Raw genomic sequence first — 17810 nt, forward strand, 5'->3', positions numbered from 1 at the left:
GCCCTGCTCCAACTCCAAGAGCCTGGGACCAAAAGCTTGAGCCCATGAACCTGGACCCAAGCTTCAGCAGCAGAGCGCCGATGTGCCAGCGATCAGCGCTTAGAACGGAACGTCGTCATCATAAGCAGGCGGCGCAAAATCCTGCGCAAATGTAGGCGCTTGACCTGCGTCGTTACCCACACGGTCGACTTTCCAAGCTTGCAAACTGGTGAAGCACTTCTCCGGCTTGCCGGGTGCATTCCACAGTCGGCCAGACAGGTTAAAGGTGACTTGCACCTCGTCGCCAACTTGGTAGTTATCCATCAAAGCACACTTGTCTTTAATCAGCTCCAGAGCAACGTAGTTCGGGTAGTCTGGGTTCTCGCCCTCACCCGACAACTTAATCACGAACTCGCGCTTGGTGAAGCCATTCTGGCCATACTCGCGAGTTTGATCGATTGAATGAATGATTCCCTGAGCTTCAAAGCTTTTGGACATGTGAATACCTGATGGATCGATTGAATGTGGCGGGCATCATACCATCGCCCGCTGCGGGTCTGCATGCCCACTCTTGCTGTGAGCATCGGGTCACTTGCCGATGAGCTAAGCCGTTAATACGGTGATTTTTTCTTCTTGTTGCAAAATCGGCTGAATCGATGCGATGGCGTTGCGGCGCTCCTCCGACTTGAACCACAAGTCCCAGGATTCGCGGTGTTGCCAATTGGTGATAATAACGCGATGACTGGAGTCCGTGGCATCTTTGTAAGTCGCCCCAGAGACATAACCTTGCGCCTCCAGCATGGCTCGCAAGGTGTCTTTTATGGCGGCGTCGTAGGTGGATTCCATGCCGTCGGCGATAAAGCGTTCAATAATAACTTTGATCATAAACTTGCTGCCCCTTTTGTGACCGAGTGAGAATCGCTCATGGCAGCATAACCAAAGTTACTGAATAAATGGAACAACTGAGAGGTTCGCCCAATGCACGCAGAAGCACCCGCCACACTCATTGCTGGCAGCCACGGAGGCATTGGCCAAGCGCTGCTGCAAACGCAGTTGCAACGAGGGCCAGTGATCAGCATTTCGCGCCAGCCTCAGCCAGCTCAACTGACACCGCCAGCCGGCCATGTTTGGCAGCACATTCAAGCCGACCTCAGCGACCCAGCCAGCGTCGCTGCGGTGCAAACGCAATTAGCAGAACAGCCAATAGCTCGTGTGTTTGCCTGCAGCGGGATATTGCACGATGCGCAGCATCAACCGGAAAAATCGCTGTCGCAGCTGCACAGTGAGTGGTTACTAACCAGCATGCGCAGTAATGTGCTCAGCCATGTGCATTTGGCTCAGGCGTTGTCCAAGCAAGTTTCCAAGCGCTCTCCTGTGCATTGGTTGTCGCTGTCAGCCAAAGTTGGCAGCATCGAAGACAACGGCCTTGGCGGCTGGTACAGCTACCGCATGAGCAAAGCCGCGCTAAATATGTGGATCAAAAACCTGTCGATTGAATGGCAGCGCAAAAGCCCAGACAGCATTGTCGCGGCGGTGCATCCAGGTACCACAGACACAGAACTATCAAAACCCTTTCAAAGCCGCTTGGCGCAAGATCAGCTGTATTCTGCCGAATTAACCGCTCAACGCTTAAGCCGAGTAATGGACGAGCTAAGTCCCGCGCAGCACGGCAAATTATTGTTCTGGGATGGCAGTATTTTGCCCTGGTAAACGCTGACCAAGGTTTTCAGTCTCTGACAGGAAAATCGGCTAGAATTTAAACAACTCTGTTAAAAAGACGGTGATGTCTACCGCCTTGGGAGGTAACGATGAAACATGCGCTGTCTTCTCAAGCATCACTGGACGCGATGCATTATCTCATGCTGGCTCAGCAAATCAGTGCCGAGCGCTCGCAGGAGTTGCGGTTGCGCCAACAGGACCGGCAAGCGCAAAGTCCGCCCGATCCTAACACCATGTGGCTGAAAGCCTTTTTCCACGGCTGGCGCTAGCCAGCCCGAATTATCCGCACTGCCATCATTATTACAGAGACGGTTATTGCAGAGACTACCATTGCCAACGAAACCGCTCGCTAGAGTCTGCTGCGCTTGCCGCAACCCGCGCCCAGCGATTTAACGCAGCTCGTTACACATATGTCGCGTGCCTCGATTGTGTCGCTCCTCCAAAGCACCCACTCGACTGTTTGCCGCGGTTAAGCTTCATCTACTGCTAACCTCTATCCACTGCTGCAGATCTTGGTTCACTCAGTACTGGTACCAAATAAGCCGCATATTTTTGAAAATAATTATCATTAAAAATAAACAGCAAATTTGATCACTACGATTAAAAATGCTCCTACTGAGTGATGTGCTATTCGGCTAACAGCCGCTGAACAAATAGTGCAGCTTGCTCGGCACACTGTTGCATATGCGCTTGGTGGGTATGGCCACTGACCTTGCGAGGTTTTAAATCGTGATTGCCGTCCGCCAGCCAGAACAATTCAAGCTGAGGGTCGAGATCGTACTGCTCCACTTCTTCTCGATTGCCCATGGCATCTCGCTCACCCTGAATAATTAACTGAGGTTTTTGCAGCGACTGTAAATGCTCGGTACGTTGCTTTTCGGGTTTGCCTGGAGGGTGAAAGGGATAACCCAAAGCCACACTGCCGCGTATCCAATCCTGCTGCGTAGACTGCTGAGCCAACATCGAAGCCATGCGCCCTCCCATGGATTTACCGCCAACCATGCAGGGCCGAGCCGCTTGCTCAACCAGTTCAAGAAATGCTTGCAGCAGCTTGTCGGCGCGATCCGGAGGACGTTTCTTACCGTCGCTTTGGCGCTTAATCATGTAAGGAAAATCAAACCGCCACACCTGCACACCATGCTCGGCGATCATTTCCGCCATCTGCTGCATAAAGTCACTGTTTGAATCGGCGCCAGCGCCATGAGCCAATATCAATAAAGGCCCGTGTTTGGTTCCATTGACGGTCACCGTGGTCGACATAATTTTGCTCGTTTGTATAAGAGTGAGCGGCCAACAGTAAAAGAAAGCTGTCAGCGCTAAAAGTGCTTGTATAAGCATCTGGCCATTTCAGAACACAGCCACAGCGCGAGCAGCAACACAAGCCGAGTTCTTGCGCTGCATCAATAAATTGCGCCAGCTGCCTACTATGATTCACCTACCCATCATCAGAACAGAGTGTTGCTGCTGATGGTGAGAAGGCGCAAACGGCACGAGAACTTCAGTTGACATGACCGAGCTCAAAAAAGAACCAGATACGCCTTCTTATAATATGGTTTAAAGCCATGTTATTTCAGGCGTTTTCTTGGCATTTCATTGCAAATAGCATGTCCTGCCGGGATAATGGCGCACCGTTTTATAACCCTCAATCCTCGCTGTTAAATGGAATCTGATCATGAGCACAGCATTTGACCATCCCGAGTACAACTACAAGGTGGTAAGACAGTTTGCCATCATGACTGTAGTTTGGGGCATCGTCGGTATGGCGGTCGGTGTTTTAATCGCCGCTCAGCTGGCCTGGCCTGCACTGAACTTTGATACCCCTTGGCTGTCGTTCGGACGCTTGCGCCCGTTGCACACCAATGCGGTTATTTTCGCGTTTGGCGGTAGCGCCTTGTTCGCAACGTCTTACTACATCGTGCAGCGCACCTGCCGTACCCGCCTGTTCTCGGACACGCTGGCTTCATTTACCTTCTGGGGTTGGAACGCCATCATCGTCGCGGCTGCCATCACCCTGCCAATGGGGTTCACCTCAGCGAAAGAATACGCTGAACTGGAATGGCCAATCGACATCGCTGTGGCGTTAGTATGGGTAGCTTACGTGATCAACTTCCTGGGCACCATCGCGATTCGTAAAGAAAGCCATATTTACGTCGCCAACTGGTTCTTTGCTGCGTTTATGATCATGGTGGCGATTCTGTACATCGGTAACAACCTGGCTGTGCCAGTGTCGATGTTCAAGGCGTACTCCATTTATGCTGGTACCGTCGATGCCATGGTGCAGTGGTGGTGGGGCCACAATGCGGTGGGCTTCTTCCTGACGGCAGGCTTCCTCGGCATTATGTACTACTTCGTACCTAAGCAAGCTGGCCGCCCAGTTTATTCATACCGTCTCTCTATCGTGCACTTCTGGGCACTGATCTCCATTTATGTATGGGCCGGTGGTCACCACTTGCACTACTCTGCGCTGCCAGACTGGGCACAAACTGCGGGCATGATTATGTCATTGATCCTGTTGGCGCCCAGCTGGGGCGGCATGATCAACGGTATGATGACACTGTCAGGCGCTTGGCATAAGCTGCGCAACGATCCTATCTTGCGCTTCCTGGTGGTTTCTCTGTCGTTCTACGGCATGTCGACCTTTGAAGGTCCGATGATGTCGATCAAGACAGTTAACGCTCTGTCACACAACACCGACTGGACCATTGGTCACGTTCACTCTGGCGCCCTGGGCTGGGTAGCGATGGTATCTATTGGTGCCTTGTACCACCTGATTCCAATCATGTTTGGCCGCAAAGCCGGCGACATGCACTCAGTAAAACTGATCAACGTGCACTTCTGGCTGTCGACCATTGGCACCGTGCTGTACATCGCTGCGATGTGGGTGAACGGTATCATGCAGGGTCTGATGTGGCGTGCAGTAAACGCTGACGGCACCCTGACCTACAGCTTTGTTGAATCCGTTGAAGCATCACACGGCGGTTATGTGGTCCGTGTGATCGGTGGTGCGTTGTTCCTGCTGGGCATGGTGCTGATGGCCTACAACGTGTACATGACCGTGCGTACGGCCAACAAAGAAGCCGAAAACGCAGTACCAGCGCAGGCGTAAGGAGTAGTAAACCATGATTAAGCATGATGATATTGAACGCAGTTTGCCGCTGATGGTGGTGATGATTGTCATCGCCTTGAGCTGGGGCGGCATGGTAGAAATCGTCCCACTGATGTTCCACGACGACACCAATGAACCAACAGAAGGCCTGAAGCCTTTGAGTGCTCTGGAACTGGAAGGTCGGGACATTTATATCCGCGAAGGTTGCCACGTTTGTCACACCCAAATGGTGCGTCCTTTCCGTGCGGAAACCGAACGTTATGGCCCCTACTCTGTCGCTGGCGAGCACGTTTATGAGCACCCATTCCTGTGGGGTTCTAAGCGTACTGGTCCAGACTTGGCACGCCTGGGTGGCCGTTACTCCGATGAGTGGCATCGTGCCCATATGTACAACCCGCGTGATGTGGTTCCTGAGTCGATCATGCCGTCTTACCCGTGGCTGTTCGAAAACACGGTTGATGGCCGCGACACACCGAAGAAGATGAAAGCTCTGCGCATGGTCGGCGTACCGTACACAGAGGAAGACATCGAAACTGCCAAAGCAGCGGTGGATGGTAAGCCTGAAATTGAAGCCCTGGTTGCCTACTTGCAACAGCTGGGCACAGTGATCACTAAACGGTAACCCTATGGACATTAACGACGTGCGCGGTTTGGGCTCGATTTTCGCCCTGATAGCATTTGCCGGAATTTTCTGGTGGGCGTACGGCTCTAGCCGCAGAAAACGCTTTGAAGACGATGCTCACATTCCATTTCACGACAATGACGATGGTATGCCGCTGCACGACGATAACGATCGGAGTAAATAAGTTATGTTAGATTCATTCTGGCAAGGGTGGATCCTGGTTATCACACTGGGCTCCATCATCGGCTGCGGCGTACTGATCCAGTACACCAGTCGTGGACAACGTAAAGAAGAAACCGACGAAACCACTGGCCACGACTACGACGGCATTGAAGAGCTGGACAACCCACTGCCGCGCTGGTGGGTCATGATGTTCTGGTCCACCATCGTGTTTGCTGTGGCTTACATGGGCGTTTATGGCTTTGGTAACTTCAAAGGCATCCTGACCGTCGAAGTGGACGGCGAGCAGGTGGCTTGGAGCTCTCACAACCAGTGGAAAAACGAAGTACAAACCTTCGAGCAAAAAATCGCACCACTGTACGATGAATACGCCGCGACCCCGATTGAAGAGCTGATTCACAACGAAGAAGCGATGCAAACCGGTCAGCGCCTGTTCAAGAGTAACTGCTCTGTGTGTCACGGCACTACCGCCAAAGGCGCACGTGGCTTCCCGAACCTGACTGACGACGATTGGTTGTACGGCGGCACACCAGCCAACATCGTGCAAACCATTGCTCAGGGCCGTCAGGCGGTAATGCCACCTTGGCAAGCGGTGTTGGGCGATGATGGTGTAGCGGATATGACGCAATACGTGCGCAGTCTGTCTGGGCTTGAGCACGATGCGACTGCAGCTCAACGTGCAGCGCCTAAGTACCAGCAAAACTGCATGGTGTGCCACGGCACCGAAGGCAAGGGCAACCAGCTGTTGGGCGCGCCTAACCTGACCGATGACATTTGGCTGTACGGCGGTTCCACCAAAGACATCACCTTCACACTGAAGAATGGTCGCAACGGTCGTATGCCAAATTTCAGCGAAATCTGGGATACCAACACCGAGCAGAAGATCCATGTAGTCTCAGCCTACGTTTATTCTCTGTCACAGCAGAAGTAACGTTGGGCACTCAAGAATTAGCACTCTTGAGTTAGGACAACAAACCCGAAAAAAGCGGCTTTCATAGCCGCTTTTTTCGTTAAAACCGCCCGCTCAACACTATATAATCAATGCGTTATATAGAGAGCGTTACCCGCCCTACCGGACGCACAAAACGCCCGCATCTGCAGCCAAGCCGACAAGGTGATTCGTTGTTATGAGTGATGAAATTCCGGTTAAAAATGTCACCCCCGAACCTCAGTCCATGTACCAAAAGCGCGAGAAGATCTACGTGCGCGAAATCCATGGCCTGTTCCAGAAAATTCGCACCTACTCTTTGTGGGCGTTAATGCTGGCCTACTATGGCACCGCTTGGATCAATTGGGGCGACCGCCAGGCAGTGCTGTTTGATTTGCCTGCGCGCCAGTTTCATATTTTTGGCGCTACTTTCTGGCCGCAAGACTTCATTCTGCTGTCAACACTGCTGATCATCTGCGCCTATGGATTGTTCACCATCACCAACATGGCCGGTCGTATCTGGTGCGGCTATACCTGCCCGCAATCGGCCTGGTCGTTTATCTTTATGTGGATTGAAGAGCGCGTCGAAGGCTCGCGCAACCAGCGCATAAAACTGGACAAAGAACCGCTGAGCGCACGCAAGCTGCAAAAAAAAGCCATCAAACACCTATCTTGGCTGGTCATCTCGGTGTGGACTGGCGTTACCTTTGTTGGTTATTTCACTCCGATTCGTGAGCTAGTGCCCGATTTATTGGCCTTTAGCATTGGTGGCTGGGCGGCGTTTTGGATCATGTTTTTTACCGTCGCCACCTACATCAATGCTGGCTGGATGCGCGAGCAGGTGTGCATCTACATGTGCCCTTATGCACGCTTCCAATCGGTCATGTACGACCGCGACACCTTGGCCGTGTCTTACGATTACAACCGCGGTGAACCACGCGGCAAGCGCAGCAAAAAAGCCAGCGACGTAGAGCAGCAATCACAACTGGGCGATTGCGTCGACTGTTCTCTGTGCGTTCAAGTGTGCCCCACTGGCATTGATATTCGAGACGGCCTGCAGTATCAGTGCATCGGTTGCGCCCTGTGCATCGACGCCTGTGATTCCATTATGGAAAAGCTCGATAAACCCAAAGGCCTGATCCGCTACACCACCGAAAACGAGCTGGAAGGGCAAACCACACACTTTGTCCGCCCTCGCCTGATTGGTTACGCCACTTTGCTGTTGGTGATGATATCTGGTTTCTCCTACGCCATGATGACGCGCACACCGTTTGAGCTCGACATTGAGCGAGACCGCGGCAGCCTTTATCAGGTCACCCCCAATGACACGGTAGAAAACTATTACACCGTAAAAATGATGAACATGACGCAACAAGCACAAACCTACCTGCTGTCCGTTGAGGGCATCGACGGCGTCAACATGGACATCGACAGTGAATATCAAATCGCCGTCAATAAAGTCGAAGAGTTGTCGCTGACGTTGGAGGTGGACCCAGCCGCCGCTGGGCTGGATGCCAGCAAGACGCTGATCGAGTTTGTGGTGGTGGATAAAGCCACTGGCAAAGAGGTGGCACGCGAAGAAAGTCGCTTCATTGCGCCACGGCAATAACCACGCTCACTGACACTTTGTCGCTGGAGCAGCGCCGCCCAAATGTTTAAACTTGGGCGGTTTTTTTATGGCGATGGTTCGCCATTGCTGTCCACGTTCCCACTGCACTGAGTTCATTATGAAGTCCGAGCCTCAAGAAACCGCTAAGCCCTGGTATAAAGAACCGTTAATGTTGCTGGTCCTCGGCATTCCATTTCTCGCAGTCATCTGGGGCGGCGTCATACTGAGCCTGGCACTGAGTACCAAAGATTCGCTGGTCAGCGACAGCTATTACAAAGACGGCGTGAGCTACACCGAAAACCAAGAAGCCTTCCAGGCAGCCAGTCGCCTACAAGCACAGGCCGATCTGATATTCACCAACGACGAAGTACGCCTTCAACTGCGCGGCTACTTTGACGAAAAGCCCAATACCCTGCAGCTGCAGTTGATTCACCCGACGCTGGAAGATCGTGACCTGACGGTATTCCTGCAGAAAATGACCGACGGCAGTTACGCCGGTGTGAATGATATGGAACTGCCTGACCGTCGCCGCTTGTGGCTGTCTAGCCCAGAGCAAGGCTGGCAAATTCGCAGCACCGAACTGATCATGCCCGAACAAACTGTGACCCTTAGCTATCAATGAGCACGGTGGCACTGCAAGCCTGCTTTCATTGCGGAGAAAGCACCAACGAAGGTCAGCGCTGGGCCACGGAAATTGACGGTCAGATCCAGCCCATGTGCTGCCCAGGTTGCAAAGCCATTGCCGAAACCATTGTCGCCAGTGGCTTAAAGGATTATTACAAACACCGCACCGATTTGCCCGAGCTGTCGCCAGCAGAGTTCGATAATCAAGACTTAACCGCCCGCGACACGCTAAAAATCTACGACTCCGATGCCATGCAGCGCCATTTTGTCGTCGCTGATGGTCAGCAGCATGAAGCCACCCTGATCATTGACGGCATCAGTTGTGCCGCCTGCGGCTGGCTGATTGAGCATCGCCTAAAGCAACTCGACGGAGTCGTGCAGGCCAACCTTAACCTGTCGACTCATCGCTTAACCCTGCGCTGGGATAACCAAGTTCAGCCGCTGTCTAGCCTGATGGAGGCCATTGTCCGCCTTGGCTACAAGGCCGCTCCGTTTTCCGCCACTGAGCAAGAAGCGCAGCGCAATCGCGAAAGCCGCCAGGCCATACGCCGTCTCGCTGTTGCTGGCATCGGCATGATGCAGGTGATGATGATATCAGTGCCGATCTACGTCGGCATGGAATTGCAGTACGAGAACTTCATGCGCTTTGCAGCCATGCTGCTGACCTTTCCTGTGGTACTGTTTAGCGCCAAACCGTTTTTTGACGCCGCCATTCGCGACCTCAAAACCCGTCACCTGACCATGGACGTACCCGTCTCGCTGGCGATCTTACTGGCCTTTACCGCCAGCATCTGGAGCACCTTCAACCAGGGAATGGAGATCTACTTCGACTCCGTATGCATGTTCACCTTCTTTTTGCTACTCGGGCGCTTTTTTGAAATGCGCGCCCGCCATCGCATGGGCAAGGCAGGCAATAACTTAATGACGTTACTGCCCACCATAGCGCTGCGCATTCAGAACGGGCAGGAAGAAATTATCTCCACCAGCGAGATCGAGCCTAACGACGTCTTGCAGCTCAAGCCAGGGCAAGCCATTCCCGCCGATGGCGTGGTGTTAACCGGTCGCAGCTCGGTCGATGAGGCTGCACTCACGGGTGAATATTTGCCGGTCAGCAAACAGCCTGGTGATGATGTCATTGGCGGCACCTTTAATGTCGAAAGCCCCATGACCATGCGCGTGACCGCCACCGGCGCCAAGGCGCAGCTGTCGACCATCATGCGTTTGATGGACCGGGCGCAACAAGATAAGCCCGCCATTGCCCTTATCGCCGACAAGGTCGCCAGTTATTTTGTGTTAGCGGTGTTGATTGTGTCTGCTGCGGTGGCCGGTTATTGGTGGCCGCAAGGGGCTGAACATGCCTTTTTCGTGGCGTTATCCGTATTGGTGGTGACCTGCCCCTGTGCGTTGTCGTTGGCGACGCCTACAGCACTCACCGCCGCCACGGCATCGCTGCGTGAAGATGGCCTGCTGATCAGCAAAGGTCATGTGCTGGAAACCATGACCAAAATTTCGCGAGTGGTGTTTGATAAAACCGGCACCCTAACACTGGGCCGACTGACACTGGAGCAGTGTCAAACCGTTGCTGATCACAGCGAAGACCTGTGCCTGCAGGTGATTGCAGGGCTGGAGCGTTACTCGCCCCATCCCATTGCCCATGCCTTTCAGCACATCGAAGGGCTGGCGCTAGAAGACGTCGAGCAGCGCCCCGGCGAGGGTATTCTCGGGCGCCGGCAGCAACACGAGTGGCGCTTTGGCCATAGCCAGTTTGCCTGCGGCCAGCCATTAACACCGCCGTCGCAGGCTACCGGTCAGTGGCTACTGCTCAGTTGTGACCTGCAACCGCAAGCTTGGGTGCGCTTGGACGACAGTGTGCGTAAATCATCGAAGCCACTGGTCGATGGGCTAAAAGCTCGTGGCATTGAGGTCGCGCTGCTAACCGGCGACCCCAGCCCCAGCGGCATGAAATTGGCGCAACAGTTGGGTATCGATGATGTGCGCATTGGCCAGTCTCCAGAAGACAAATTAACCTCAGTGCGCGCTTGGCAACAGCAAGGTGAGCGGGTGTTAATGGTCGGTGATGGTATCAACGATGTGCCGGTATTGGCCGGCGCCGACCTTTCGCTGGCCGTCAATGAAGCCAGTGATTTGGCCAAAACCAACGCCGACTGCATTCTCACCAACGGCCACCTGGACGTGATTCTGCAGGCGCTGAATCGCGCACAAAAAACACGCAGCATTATCCGCCAGAACATTGGTTGGGCACTGGGCTATAACCTTGTCGCTCTGCCGGTTGCCGCTGCTGGATTGGTTCCCCCTTGGGCGGCGGCCATTGGTATGTCGCTCAGCTCGCTTTTAGTCGTCACCAATGCCATGCGCTTGGCGCGACGTTCACGAGGCTAAACATGGACATCATTTACGCTCTGGTGCCGCTATCTTTGGTATTGCTTAGCGTCGCCATTGGTATTTTCTTCTGGGCTGTACGCAGCGGTCAGTTTGACGACATGGATTCTCCAGCCCACAAGATTTTATTTGACGACGACGAGTCAGATCCTACCCCAGAGGACAGAGACAAACCGCGTGACTGAACCGCTTTCACTACTCACCGCCGTTTTACTGGGCTTGTTCGGTGCCAGTCATTGCCTGGTGATGTGCGGCGGCATCGCTGCCTCAATGGGCACGCGCATGCAGCATCACCGTTGGCTCGGCGCCTTAGTTTTTAACGGCGGCCGTATTACCAGCTACGCCATGGCGGGCGCGCTGGTTGGTGCCCTGGGGCTGTGGCTGCAAAGCCAACACCAAGGCTTTATGGTCGCACTGCGTTTGTTTGCTGGCGTGTTGTTGATTTTGATGGGGCTGTACATCGCCCGCTGGGCCACGTGGCTGACGCGACTGGAGCAGTTGGGTCAACACTTGTGGCGCCACCTTCAACCGCTGACCAAACCTCTGCTGGGCAGCCACGAGCTGATGGATCGTTGGTTGCTGGGCATGCTGTGGGGCTGGTTGCCGTGCGGTTTGATTTACAGCACCCTCAGTTGGGTGGCGGCCAACGGCAACCCGGTGGACGGCGCTGCCGCGATGCTGGCGTTTGGCTTAGGCACTTTACCCGCCATGTTCACCAGTACTTTGGCGGCTTCAGCTTTGATCAACCTGATCAGCAAACAGTGGGTGCGCTCTCTTTCGGGCCTGTTACTCATCGCTTACGGTGCTTGGACTATCCTTGGGGTTTTACCGCTAGACAATGCTCATTGAAGCGGCCATTAAGTAGGCCATTGAGTCGGCTATTGAGTTGACCGGTTAGCCGGCCACCGAGCCTTTATTCAATAGCCCAAGCAGGGTTATACAAGGTTCGTATAACCTGCTTATAAAGCCGTTGTTGTACAAAATAGGCTGTTCCACGTTTGTCCGAAAACTGCCTGTGATTTGCTTGACAGTAACGGTTCTCGGACCGAACATTGGCAGCATTATCATTAACCAATCCATCAGGATTGAACGCAATCTTGAGGCACCTCTTTATGAAACCGTCCCTCGTCTCCAACACCCCTCTGCGCGGCACCCAACCTCACTGCCAAACCTGCTCGTTAAACTCTCTGTGCTTGCCATTGTCACTCAGCGACAACGACATGGACCGACTTGACGACATCATTCGCCGTGGCCGCCCGATTCAAAAAGGGCAGTTGTTGTTCCAGCAAGGCGAGGAGTTTCAATCTGTGTATGCTGTGCGTACCGGTGCCTTGAAAACTTACACCCTGGCCAGCAATGGCGAAGAGCAAATTACCGGTTTTCACCTAGCCTCAGAGCTTATTGGCCTAGCTGGCTATGACAACGGTGAGTACCCGCTAACCGCCAAAGCATTGGAAACCACCACCGTCTGCGAAATCCCGCTGACCCAACTGGAGTCTTTGGCTGACGACTTGCCCGATCTACGCCGCCAGCTGATGCGCAACATGGGCACAGAAATTCGCCACGACCAAAGCATGATGCTGCTGCTGAGTAAGAAAAACGCCGAAGAGCGTGTTGCCTCATTCTTACTGGACATTGCCCAGCGCTACGCTCGCCGTGGCTTCTCCGCCAGCCACTTCCGCCTGCCTATGTCGCGTGTCGACATCAGTAATTACCTTGGCCTGGCGGTAGAAACCATCAGCCGAGTGTTCACTCGATTCCAGAAGAACGGCTTGATTGAAACCCAAGGTAAAGAGGTGATCCTGCAAGACATGGATACCCTCAACGAGCTGGCTGGCTTGGTTGACGAAGAGGCCTGCGAGCACAAGTAGCTCACTCCAGCGGCTACTGGCACAAACCCTGCTTCCCTGAAGGTAAAGAATCGCAGATTTGACGCATAATTTGCGTCAAATCACAGGCAAGCGACTAACACCTGATCTATGGTTGCTGTACGGCGAAGCAGTTGCCGGGAGGTAGAGAATGGGTATTTGTGCAAATGAACTCAGACGCTGGGTCATCGAGCCAACGTTAAAAACCATGGGCTGCTGGTCTGGCTCCATGGAGCAGTTGTTATTAGCCACCGCAGCCCAAGAATCTGGGCTCGGCCAGCACATTCACGGCGCCCAGCAGCGCGGCTTGGGAATTTACCAGATCAGCAGCCGCACTCACCGCAACGTGTGGGACAAATATCTAGTCCATCACCCAGAGTTGGCCAGCACCGTCAGAGGGCTGGCCAGTCAGCATGACTTCCTGCGCCACCCGCATGCCGAACTGACCACCAATCTTTCCTACGCCACCGCCATCGCCGCGCTTATCTATCAGCGCAATCATCGTTTTCATCTCGAAGAGCAGCCCAGTGCCACCGAGCTGGCGCGCGCCTGGAAGCGCTTTTATCACCGCAGCAGCGACATCAGCATCGACGCCTTTGCCAACAACTATTTGGCACTGTTGGGCTCCGGTCAGCATGCCGCTTGACACTGCTTTGCTGACTGGCGACTCGAACTTGGTTAGAATGCGCGCCCTGTTCACTTTCTGACCCAAAGCGCTCTATGACTACCGACGCCGCCGAACGCAAAGCCCGCACTGAATTCAACAAACTGCAGAAACGTCTGCGCCGCAATGTCGGGAAAGCCATCGACGACTATCGCATGATCGAAGAAGGCGACAAGGTGATGGTTTGCCTATCGGGCGGCAAAGACTCGTACACCATGCTCGACATTTTGATCAGCTTGCAAAAAAGCGCGCCAGTGTCGTTTGAGTTGGTGGCCGTTAACATGGATCAAAAGCAGCCGGGGTTTCCTGAGCATGTGCTGCCCGAGTACTTAGATACCGTCGGCGTACCCTATTACATCGTCGAAAAAGACACCTACAGCATCGTTAAAGAGGTTGTACCTGAGGGCAAAACGACCTGTGGCCTGTGCTCTCGTTTGCGCCGAGGCACCTTGTACGGTTTTGCAGAAAGCATTGGCGCCAATAAAATCGCGCTTGGCCATCATCGCGATGACATTATTGAAACCCTGTTTCTCAATATGTTTCACGGCGGCAAGCTCAAAGCCATGCCACCGAAATTGTTGAGTGACGATCAAAAACACGTCTTGATTCGACCGCTGGCATACTGCAAAGAAAAAGACATCAGCGCTTTTGCTGAAGCCAAGGCCTTCCCCATTATTCCATGCAACTTGTGTGGTTCGCAGGAAAACCTACAGCGACAGAACATCAAAGCGATGCTGCAAGAGTGGGAAAAACAGCAGCCCGGGCGCAGTGAAAATATTTTTGCAGCGGTGTGCAATGTGGCGCCGTCGCAACTGGGCGACCGTCAGTTGTTCGACTTTGAAACCTTGCAAGATAAACAAGAAAAGTCGCACCTGTTTACCCGCTTGGATGTGGTGAACATCGACTGACAGCTGAAAAAAGCTATTAAAAACCCGGCTATTTGGCCCTATCACTGACAAGCCCTGCTTTAGCGCGGGGCTCTTCATATCAATAGGCTTCCAAGCCTGATAACTCCCTGCCGAGAACTCAGCTACCACCACGTAATTTATGCGTTACGTCCAACTGGTAGTGTCCAGGCTTATCCGCACTGAGAAAATAGCGCATTTCGTAGCGCCGCTCGTTGTGAATGTCCTCAGCCAAGGCCAATAATTCACAGCTGCCCGGTTGCACCGCATTTGGTAGTTGCGTACGCACCTGATACTGCTGCTCCAACTGCTTTACCACCACGGTTGATATCGGCTCAGTCGGGCCGCCAGCAATGCCTTTGCGAATCCATTGCAGAAACAGCCGATGCTGTCCTGACTGCTCGGTACGAACTAACCGCACATAACCCTCTGCAGCCTCGGTTTTCCACGGGCACACGCGCTGGCTTTCGGCAATCCAGACCGGCATTTTGTATATATGCCGCAACTGCTCGTCCCCGGATTGCGCGTGTGTGCCGCAGACCCAACACAGCACCATGGCCCACGGCCAAAGAAATTTATCCGTCATTGTGCCTCCTGCTTGTATTATTACTCTTCCACCCAGCGACTCGTGCTTTGCCGCCCTGGGTCCCATGTGGGAACATCGTAGACAACCTCAGCGATGTAATAATCCACCTCTCCTTTCGGTAATCGCACCGCCACATCATCCCCTTCAGATTTACCAAGCAAACCGCGAGCCAGAGGCGCATCTACACTGATGTACCCACGGGCCAAATCGATCTCGTCCTCACCGACAATGCGGTAATGAAGGTCTTTATCATCATCGTCCTGCAGCACAATCCAAGCGCCAAAATACACTTTTTGCTCATCCGTCGGGCGGCGATCCACCACAGTGACCTGCTCCAAGCGTTTGCGCAAAAAACGCAGCCGGCTGTCTATTTGCCGCAGACGTTTTTTGCCATAAATGTATTCGGCATTTTCGGAGCGATCTCCGAGCTTGGCGGCGTCTGAAACCTGCTGTGTCACGCGAGGCCGCTCCACTTTCCATAAAAAATCGTGTTCGTCCTTCAGCATTTGCTCTCCTTCTGGAGTAATCAAATGGGCGCGTTTGGGCAGAGGTTTGGTAGTCATAAACGTCACGTTTTCGCAATCAATCCGGTGGATAATCTGGATTTAACGACTTAGCTTTAACTAGGGCAAGCCTTAACCCCAAATGGATCTCACCTTCCTTATGATTCGACGCAGCGCCAAACTGACTCTGGGCACATTACTGCTGATTCTCGGTGTGATCCTGACCCCCATGCCCATCCCACTGGGCATTGTCTTTATTCTGGTTGGCTTGTCTTTGCTGGTGAGTGTGCTGCCAGCCTTAAAACACCAACTGATCAACATGCGACGCCGCTATCCACGCTGGTCTGCACAGCTGCAACACAGTCGACGCTATTTGCCCCACTTTGCCCGGCGCCTGTTGGACGACACGGATCCAGAGCAGCAGCTGTAAACACCACGTGGCACTCAGGTACTGACCGTCTATGTGCAAGCTGCTATGGTCGGCGTATGGACTTTGACTTAAACGCCAGCATTGACATGCTGCAACAACGTTTGCAGCACATTCTTGCCGACGGCGAAGCTCGCACCGAACATCAGCTGATAAGCGACTTGCAGCAGCAAGGGCTGTTCAACCCTGACGTATTGCGCGACTCGTTGACGTTATTTCGCTGTCACTTTTTGCTGATGCACTGCTTGTATCGCATACGCCAGCAATGGCAAGCTCAGCGGTGCTTCGAGTTGGACATCAGCGCCCTGCGTATTCAAGCGCGGCCATTTTCCAGTACGGCGCCACAGGGCGGTGAAGCATTACCACATACCAGCGACCCGCTGGCCAGCTACTACTTAGATTTAAGCCAGCTGCACACTCAGCGCGACGAGGTCGAAGCGCTGCTGCAAAGCTTTTGGACAGCACTCGCCAACGGTGAAAACCGCAGCGACGATCTGGCGTTATTAGAATTGGATAACACCGCCAGCGATGACGATGTGCGCCAGCAATACAAGCGCCTAGCCATGCGCTATCATCCCGATCGCGGCGGCGATGCAGCGCGGTTTAACGCCATTTCACAAGCCTACGAACGACTCAAAACGCACTTCGGGTAATTTATGCGCTATTTTTTGTTGCTTTTATTCTGGCTGGCCTTACCAGCCTCCGCCCAGCTGGTGGTACTGCAATATCATCACGTGAGCGAACAAACACCGGCCGTAACCAGTGTTACCCCGGCACAGTTTGAACAACACCTGGAGCTGATCGAGCAGCTAAAGCTGCCCGTGGTGGACTTAGTCGAGGCACTGGAAAAAATCGACAACGGCGATGCGCTGCAAGAAGGCGCTGTCGCCATCAGTTTTGATGATGCCTACACGTCGATTTACCAACACGCGCTGCCAGCGCTGGAAAAACGTGGCTGGCCGTTTGTGGTGTTTGTAAATACCGGCGCTGTGGATGGCGGCCACCAGGGTGTGATGAGCTGGAAGCAACTGCGCGACCTACAAAGCCGCGGTGCTGTTCTGGCCAATCACACGGTGGATCACCCGTATTTACTGCAAACACCGACCGAGGTGACCCTGGATGACTGGCTGCAACAACAAATAGGTGAAGCACAGCAACGTTTGAAGGCGGAGGTGGGCGATGCACCCAAGCTGTTGGCGTATCCTTACGGCGAGTTCAACCTAGAAATGACCACATGGCTGGCTAAGCATGGCTACAAAGCCTTCGGCCAGCAATCCGGTCCCATTGGCGCACAGTCACATCCGCAAGCGCTGCCACGTTTTCCCGCCTCAGGCGTTTACGCCAATACCGATACCCTGGCCACCAAACTCAAAACTCTGCCACTGCCCGTTGGCGCTGAGCAACTGCTCTCCCCAGTGCTAACGGATAATCCACCGACACTGACGCTGCGCTTTAACCGTGGCGCCGTCGCAGCAGCACCGTTTCAGTGTTTTGCCAGCGGCCAAGGCGCCATTGATACGCAGCAACGTCAGGACGGGGCAGATACGTTGATTCGCGCACAGGCGCAAAGTGCGATTGGTGGCGGACGCTTTCGCTACAACTGCACCGCTGCCAGCCGTCAGCGCCCAGGCTGGCACTATTGGTATTCTCAGGTATGGATCAATACCAGCGTCATGCCGCGCTAGCGCGG

Annotated in this window: 22 protein-coding genes; 17 read left to right on the plus strand and 5 right to left on the minus strand. The window is 53.8% G+C overall.

The genetic code is table 11. The annotated features are described in order from the left end of the window. Positions 1-99: 99 nt before the first annotated feature. Together CHH28_RS17070 and CHH28_RS17075 are read right to left on the minus strand one after the other, a co-directional pair. Positions 100-477: a DUF3127 domain-containing protein gene (locus CHH28_RS17070; RefSeq protein ID WP_094061453.1), complete on the minus strand. Its 378-nt coding sequence runs from the start codon at positions 475-477 to the stop codon at positions 100-102. 105 nt (positions 478-582) lie between these two features. Continuing rightward, positions 583-864, minus strand: a complete 282-nt coding sequence (locus tag CHH28_RS17075) for an antibiotic biosynthesis monooxygenase family protein (protein ID WP_094061454.1) — start codon at positions 862-864, stop codon at positions 583-585. 93 nt (positions 865-957) lie between these two features. Between CHH28_RS17075 and CHH28_RS17080 the strand changes: the two genes are divergently transcribed. Together CHH28_RS17080 and CHH28_RS17085 are read left to right on the plus strand one after the other, a co-directional pair. Next, a complete protein-coding gene (locus CHH28_RS17080; protein ID WP_094061455.1) occupies positions 958-1689 on the plus strand; it encodes an SDR family NAD(P)-dependent oxidoreductase in 732 nt (243 codons plus the stop codon). A 98-nt stretch (positions 1690-1787) separates the two neighbouring features. After that, complete coding sequence (locus tag CHH28_RS17085; protein ID WP_094061456.1) at positions 1788-1967, plus strand: hypothetical protein; 180 nt, start codon at positions 1788-1790, stop codon at positions 1965-1967. A 358-nt stretch (positions 1968-2325) separates the two neighbouring features. Here CHH28_RS17085 and CHH28_RS17090 read toward each other — a convergent pair whose 3' ends face one another. Beyond that, positions 2326-2958: an alpha/beta fold hydrolase gene (locus tag CHH28_RS17090; protein WP_094061457.1), complete on the minus strand. Its 633-nt coding sequence runs from the start codon at positions 2956-2958 to the stop codon at positions 2326-2328. Positions 2959-3370: 412 nt separating this feature from the next. Between CHH28_RS17090 and ccoN the strand changes: the two genes are divergently transcribed. The 12 genes from ccoN (at position 3371) to ttcA (ending at position 14607) form a co-directional block, all read left to right on the plus strand. After that, positions 3371-4804 (plus strand): cytochrome-c oxidase, cbb3-type subunit I, encoded by a 1434-nt coding sequence (gene ccoN / locus CHH28_RS17095; protein ID WP_094061458.1) that lies wholly within the window; start codon positions 3371-3373, stop codon positions 4802-4804. Between the two features lie 13 nt (positions 4805-4817). Beyond that, entirely contained in the window at positions 4818-5426 is a 609-nt protein-coding gene (ccoO, locus tag CHH28_RS17100) for a cytochrome-c oxidase, cbb3-type subunit II (RefSeq protein WP_420093151.1), read from the plus strand. Positions 5427-5430: 4 nt separating this feature from the next. After that, positions 5431-5610, plus strand: coding sequence for a cbb3-type cytochrome oxidase subunit 3 (locus CHH28_RS17105; protein ID WP_094061459.1), 180 nt, complete (start codon positions 5431-5433; stop codon positions 5608-5610). A 3-nt stretch (positions 5611-5613) separates the two neighbouring features. After that, positions 5614-6537 (plus strand): cytochrome-c oxidase, cbb3-type subunit III, encoded by a 924-nt coding sequence (gene ccoP / locus CHH28_RS17110; RefSeq protein ID WP_094061460.1) that lies wholly within the window; start codon positions 5614-5616, stop codon positions 6535-6537. 196 nt (positions 6538-6733) lie between these two features. After that, positions 6734-8143, plus strand: a complete 1410-nt coding sequence (gene ccoG / locus CHH28_RS17115; protein WP_094061461.1) for a cytochrome c oxidase accessory protein CcoG — start codon at positions 6734-6736, stop codon at positions 8141-8143. 118 nt (positions 8144-8261) lie between these two features. Continuing rightward, positions 8262-8765: a FixH family protein gene (locus CHH28_RS17120; protein WP_157729981.1), complete on the plus strand. Its 504-nt coding sequence runs from the start codon at positions 8262-8264 to the stop codon at positions 8763-8765. A gap of 5 nt (positions 8766-8770) precedes the next feature. Continuing rightward, positions 8771-11167 carry a heavy metal translocating P-type ATPase gene (locus CHH28_RS17125; RefSeq protein ID WP_420093152.1) on the plus strand — a complete coding sequence of 799 codons (2397 nt, stop codon included), beginning with the start codon at positions 8771-8773 and terminating at the stop codon, positions 11165-11167. A 2-nt stretch (positions 11168-11169) separates the two neighbouring features. Beyond that, the gene (gene ccoS / locus CHH28_RS17130; protein WP_094061464.1) at positions 11170-11352 is read left to right on the plus strand and encodes a cbb3-type cytochrome oxidase assembly protein CcoS; all 183 of its coding nucleotides are present in this window, start codon (positions 11170-11172) and stop codon (positions 11350-11352) included. Continuing rightward, positions 11345-12016, plus strand: coding sequence for a sulfite exporter TauE/SafE family protein (locus CHH28_RS17135; RefSeq protein WP_094061465.1), 672 nt, complete (start codon positions 11345-11347; stop codon positions 12014-12016). The genes ccoS and CHH28_RS17135 overlap by 8 nt, the downstream gene beginning before the upstream one ends. 263 nt (positions 12017-12279) lie before the next feature. Further along, positions 12280-13038, plus strand: a complete 759-nt coding sequence (gene fnr / locus CHH28_RS17140; RefSeq protein ID WP_094061466.1) for a fumarate/nitrate reduction transcriptional regulator Fnr — start codon at positions 12280-12282, stop codon at positions 13036-13038. Positions 13039-13186: 148 nt separating this feature from the next. Then, on the plus strand, positions 13187-13681 hold the full coding sequence (locus CHH28_RS17145; RefSeq protein WP_094061467.1) for a hypothetical protein: 495 nt from the start codon (positions 13187-13189) through the stop codon (positions 13679-13681). A 74-nt stretch (positions 13682-13755) separates the two neighbouring features. Then, on the plus strand, positions 13756-14607 hold the full coding sequence (ttcA, locus tag CHH28_RS17150) for a tRNA 2-thiocytidine(32) synthetase TtcA (RefSeq protein ID WP_094061468.1): 852 nt from the start codon (positions 13756-13758) through the stop codon (positions 14605-14607). A 118-nt stretch (positions 14608-14725) separates the two neighbouring features. Here the strand turns inward: ttcA and CHH28_RS17155 are convergent, their stop codons facing one another. Next, on the minus strand, positions 14726-15190 hold the full coding sequence (locus CHH28_RS17155; protein WP_094061469.1) for a hypothetical protein: 465 nt from the start codon (positions 15188-15190) through the stop codon (positions 14726-14728). 20 nt (positions 15191-15210) lie between these two features. Next, positions 15211-15753, minus strand: coding sequence for a transcription elongation factor GreB (greB, locus tag CHH28_RS17160; RefSeq protein ID WP_094061470.1), 543 nt, complete (start codon positions 15751-15753; stop codon positions 15211-15213). Positions 15754-15853: 100 nt separating this feature from the next. On the opposite strand from greB, the gene CHH28_RS17165 reads away from it, so the two are divergent. Genes CHH28_RS17165 through CHH28_RS17175 form a run of 3 tightly spaced genes read left to right on the plus strand, consistent with a single transcriptional unit; the run spans position 15854 to position 17805 of the window. Next, the gene (locus tag CHH28_RS17165; RefSeq protein WP_094061471.1) at positions 15854-16123 is read left to right on the plus strand and encodes a hypothetical protein; all 270 of its coding nucleotides are present in this window, start codon (positions 15854-15856) and stop codon (positions 16121-16123) included. Between the two features lie 56 nt (positions 16124-16179). Further along, complete coding sequence (locus CHH28_RS17170; RefSeq protein ID WP_094061472.1) at positions 16180-16773, plus strand: DNA-J related domain-containing protein; 594 nt, start codon at positions 16180-16182, stop codon at positions 16771-16773. Between the two features lie 3 nt (positions 16774-16776). Then, positions 16777-17805 (plus strand): polysaccharide deacetylase family protein, encoded by a 1029-nt coding sequence (locus CHH28_RS17175; RefSeq protein ID WP_094061473.1) that lies wholly within the window; start codon positions 16777-16779, stop codon positions 17803-17805. Positions 17806-17810: the final 5 nt, after the last annotated feature.

Source organism: Bacterioplanes sanyensis (assembly GCF_002237535.1).
Classification (GTDB): Bacteria; Pseudomonadota; Gammaproteobacteria; order Pseudomonadales; family Oceanobacteraceae; genus Bacterioplanes; species Bacterioplanes sanyensis_A.

Bases quoted from the DNA above. Each gene is read 5' to 3' on its own strand.
- CHH28_RS17070 (WP_094061453.1), bottom strand. From the start codon at position 477: ATGTCCAAAAGCTTTGAAGCTCAGGGAATCATTCATTCAATCGATCAA.
- CHH28_RS17075 (WP_094061454.1), bottom strand. From the start codon at position 864: ATGATCAAAGTTATTATTGAACGCTTTATCGCCGACGGCATGGAATCC.
- CHH28_RS17080 (WP_094061455.1), top strand. From the start codon at position 958: ATGCACGCAGAAGCACCCGCCACACTCATTGCTGGCAGCCACGGAGGC.
- CHH28_RS17085 (WP_094061456.1), top strand. From the start codon at position 1,788: ATGAAACATGCGCTGTCTTCTCAAGCATCACTGGACGCGATGCATTAT.
- CHH28_RS17090 (WP_094061457.1), bottom strand. From the start codon at position 2,958: ATGTCGACCACGGTGACCGTCAATGGAACCAAACACGGGCCTTTATTG.
- ccoN (WP_094061458.1), top strand. From the start codon at position 3,371: ATGAGCACAGCATTTGACCATCCCGAGTACAACTACAAGGTGGTAAGA.
- ccoO (WP_420093151.1), top strand. From the start codon at position 4,818: ATGATTAAGCATGATGATATTGAACGCAGTTTGCCGCTGATGGTGGTG.
- CHH28_RS17105 (WP_094061459.1), top strand. From the start codon at position 5,431: ATGGACATTAACGACGTGCGCGGTTTGGGCTCGATTTTCGCCCTGATA.
- ccoP (WP_094061460.1), top strand. From the start codon at position 5,614: ATGTTAGATTCATTCTGGCAAGGGTGGATCCTGGTTATCACACTGGGC.
- ccoG (WP_094061461.1), top strand. From the start codon at position 6,734: ATGAGTGATGAAATTCCGGTTAAAAATGTCACCCCCGAACCTCAGTCC.
- CHH28_RS17120 (WP_157729981.1), top strand. From the start codon at position 8,262: ATGAAGTCCGAGCCTCAAGAAACCGCTAAGCCCTGGTATAAAGAACCG.
- ccoS (WP_094061464.1), top strand. From the start codon at position 11,170: ATGGACATCATTTACGCTCTGGTGCCGCTATCTTTGGTATTGCTTAGC.
- fnr (WP_094061466.1), top strand. From the start codon at position 12,280: ATGAAACCGTCCCTCGTCTCCAACACCCCTCTGCGCGGCACCCAACCT.
- CHH28_RS17145 (WP_094061467.1), top strand. From the start codon at position 13,187: ATGGGTATTTGTGCAAATGAACTCAGACGCTGGGTCATCGAGCCAACG.
- ttcA (WP_094061468.1), top strand. From the start codon at position 13,756: ATGACTACCGACGCCGCCGAACGCAAAGCCCGCACTGAATTCAACAAA.
- CHH28_RS17155 (WP_094061469.1), bottom strand. From the start codon at position 15,190: ATGACGGATAAATTTCTTTGGCCGTGGGCCATGGTGCTGTGTTGGGTC.
- greB (WP_094061470.1), bottom strand. From the start codon at position 15,753: ATGACTACCAAACCTCTGCCCAAACGCGCCCATTTGATTACTCCAGAA.
- CHH28_RS17165 (WP_094061471.1), top strand. From the start codon at position 15,854: ATGATTCGACGCAGCGCCAAACTGACTCTGGGCACATTACTGCTGATT.
- CHH28_RS17170 (WP_094061472.1), top strand. From the start codon at position 16,180: ATGGACTTTGACTTAAACGCCAGCATTGACATGCTGCAACAACGTTTG.
- CHH28_RS17175 (WP_094061473.1), top strand. From the start codon at position 16,777: ATGCGCTATTTTTTGTTGCTTTTATTCTGGCTGGCCTTACCAGCCTCC.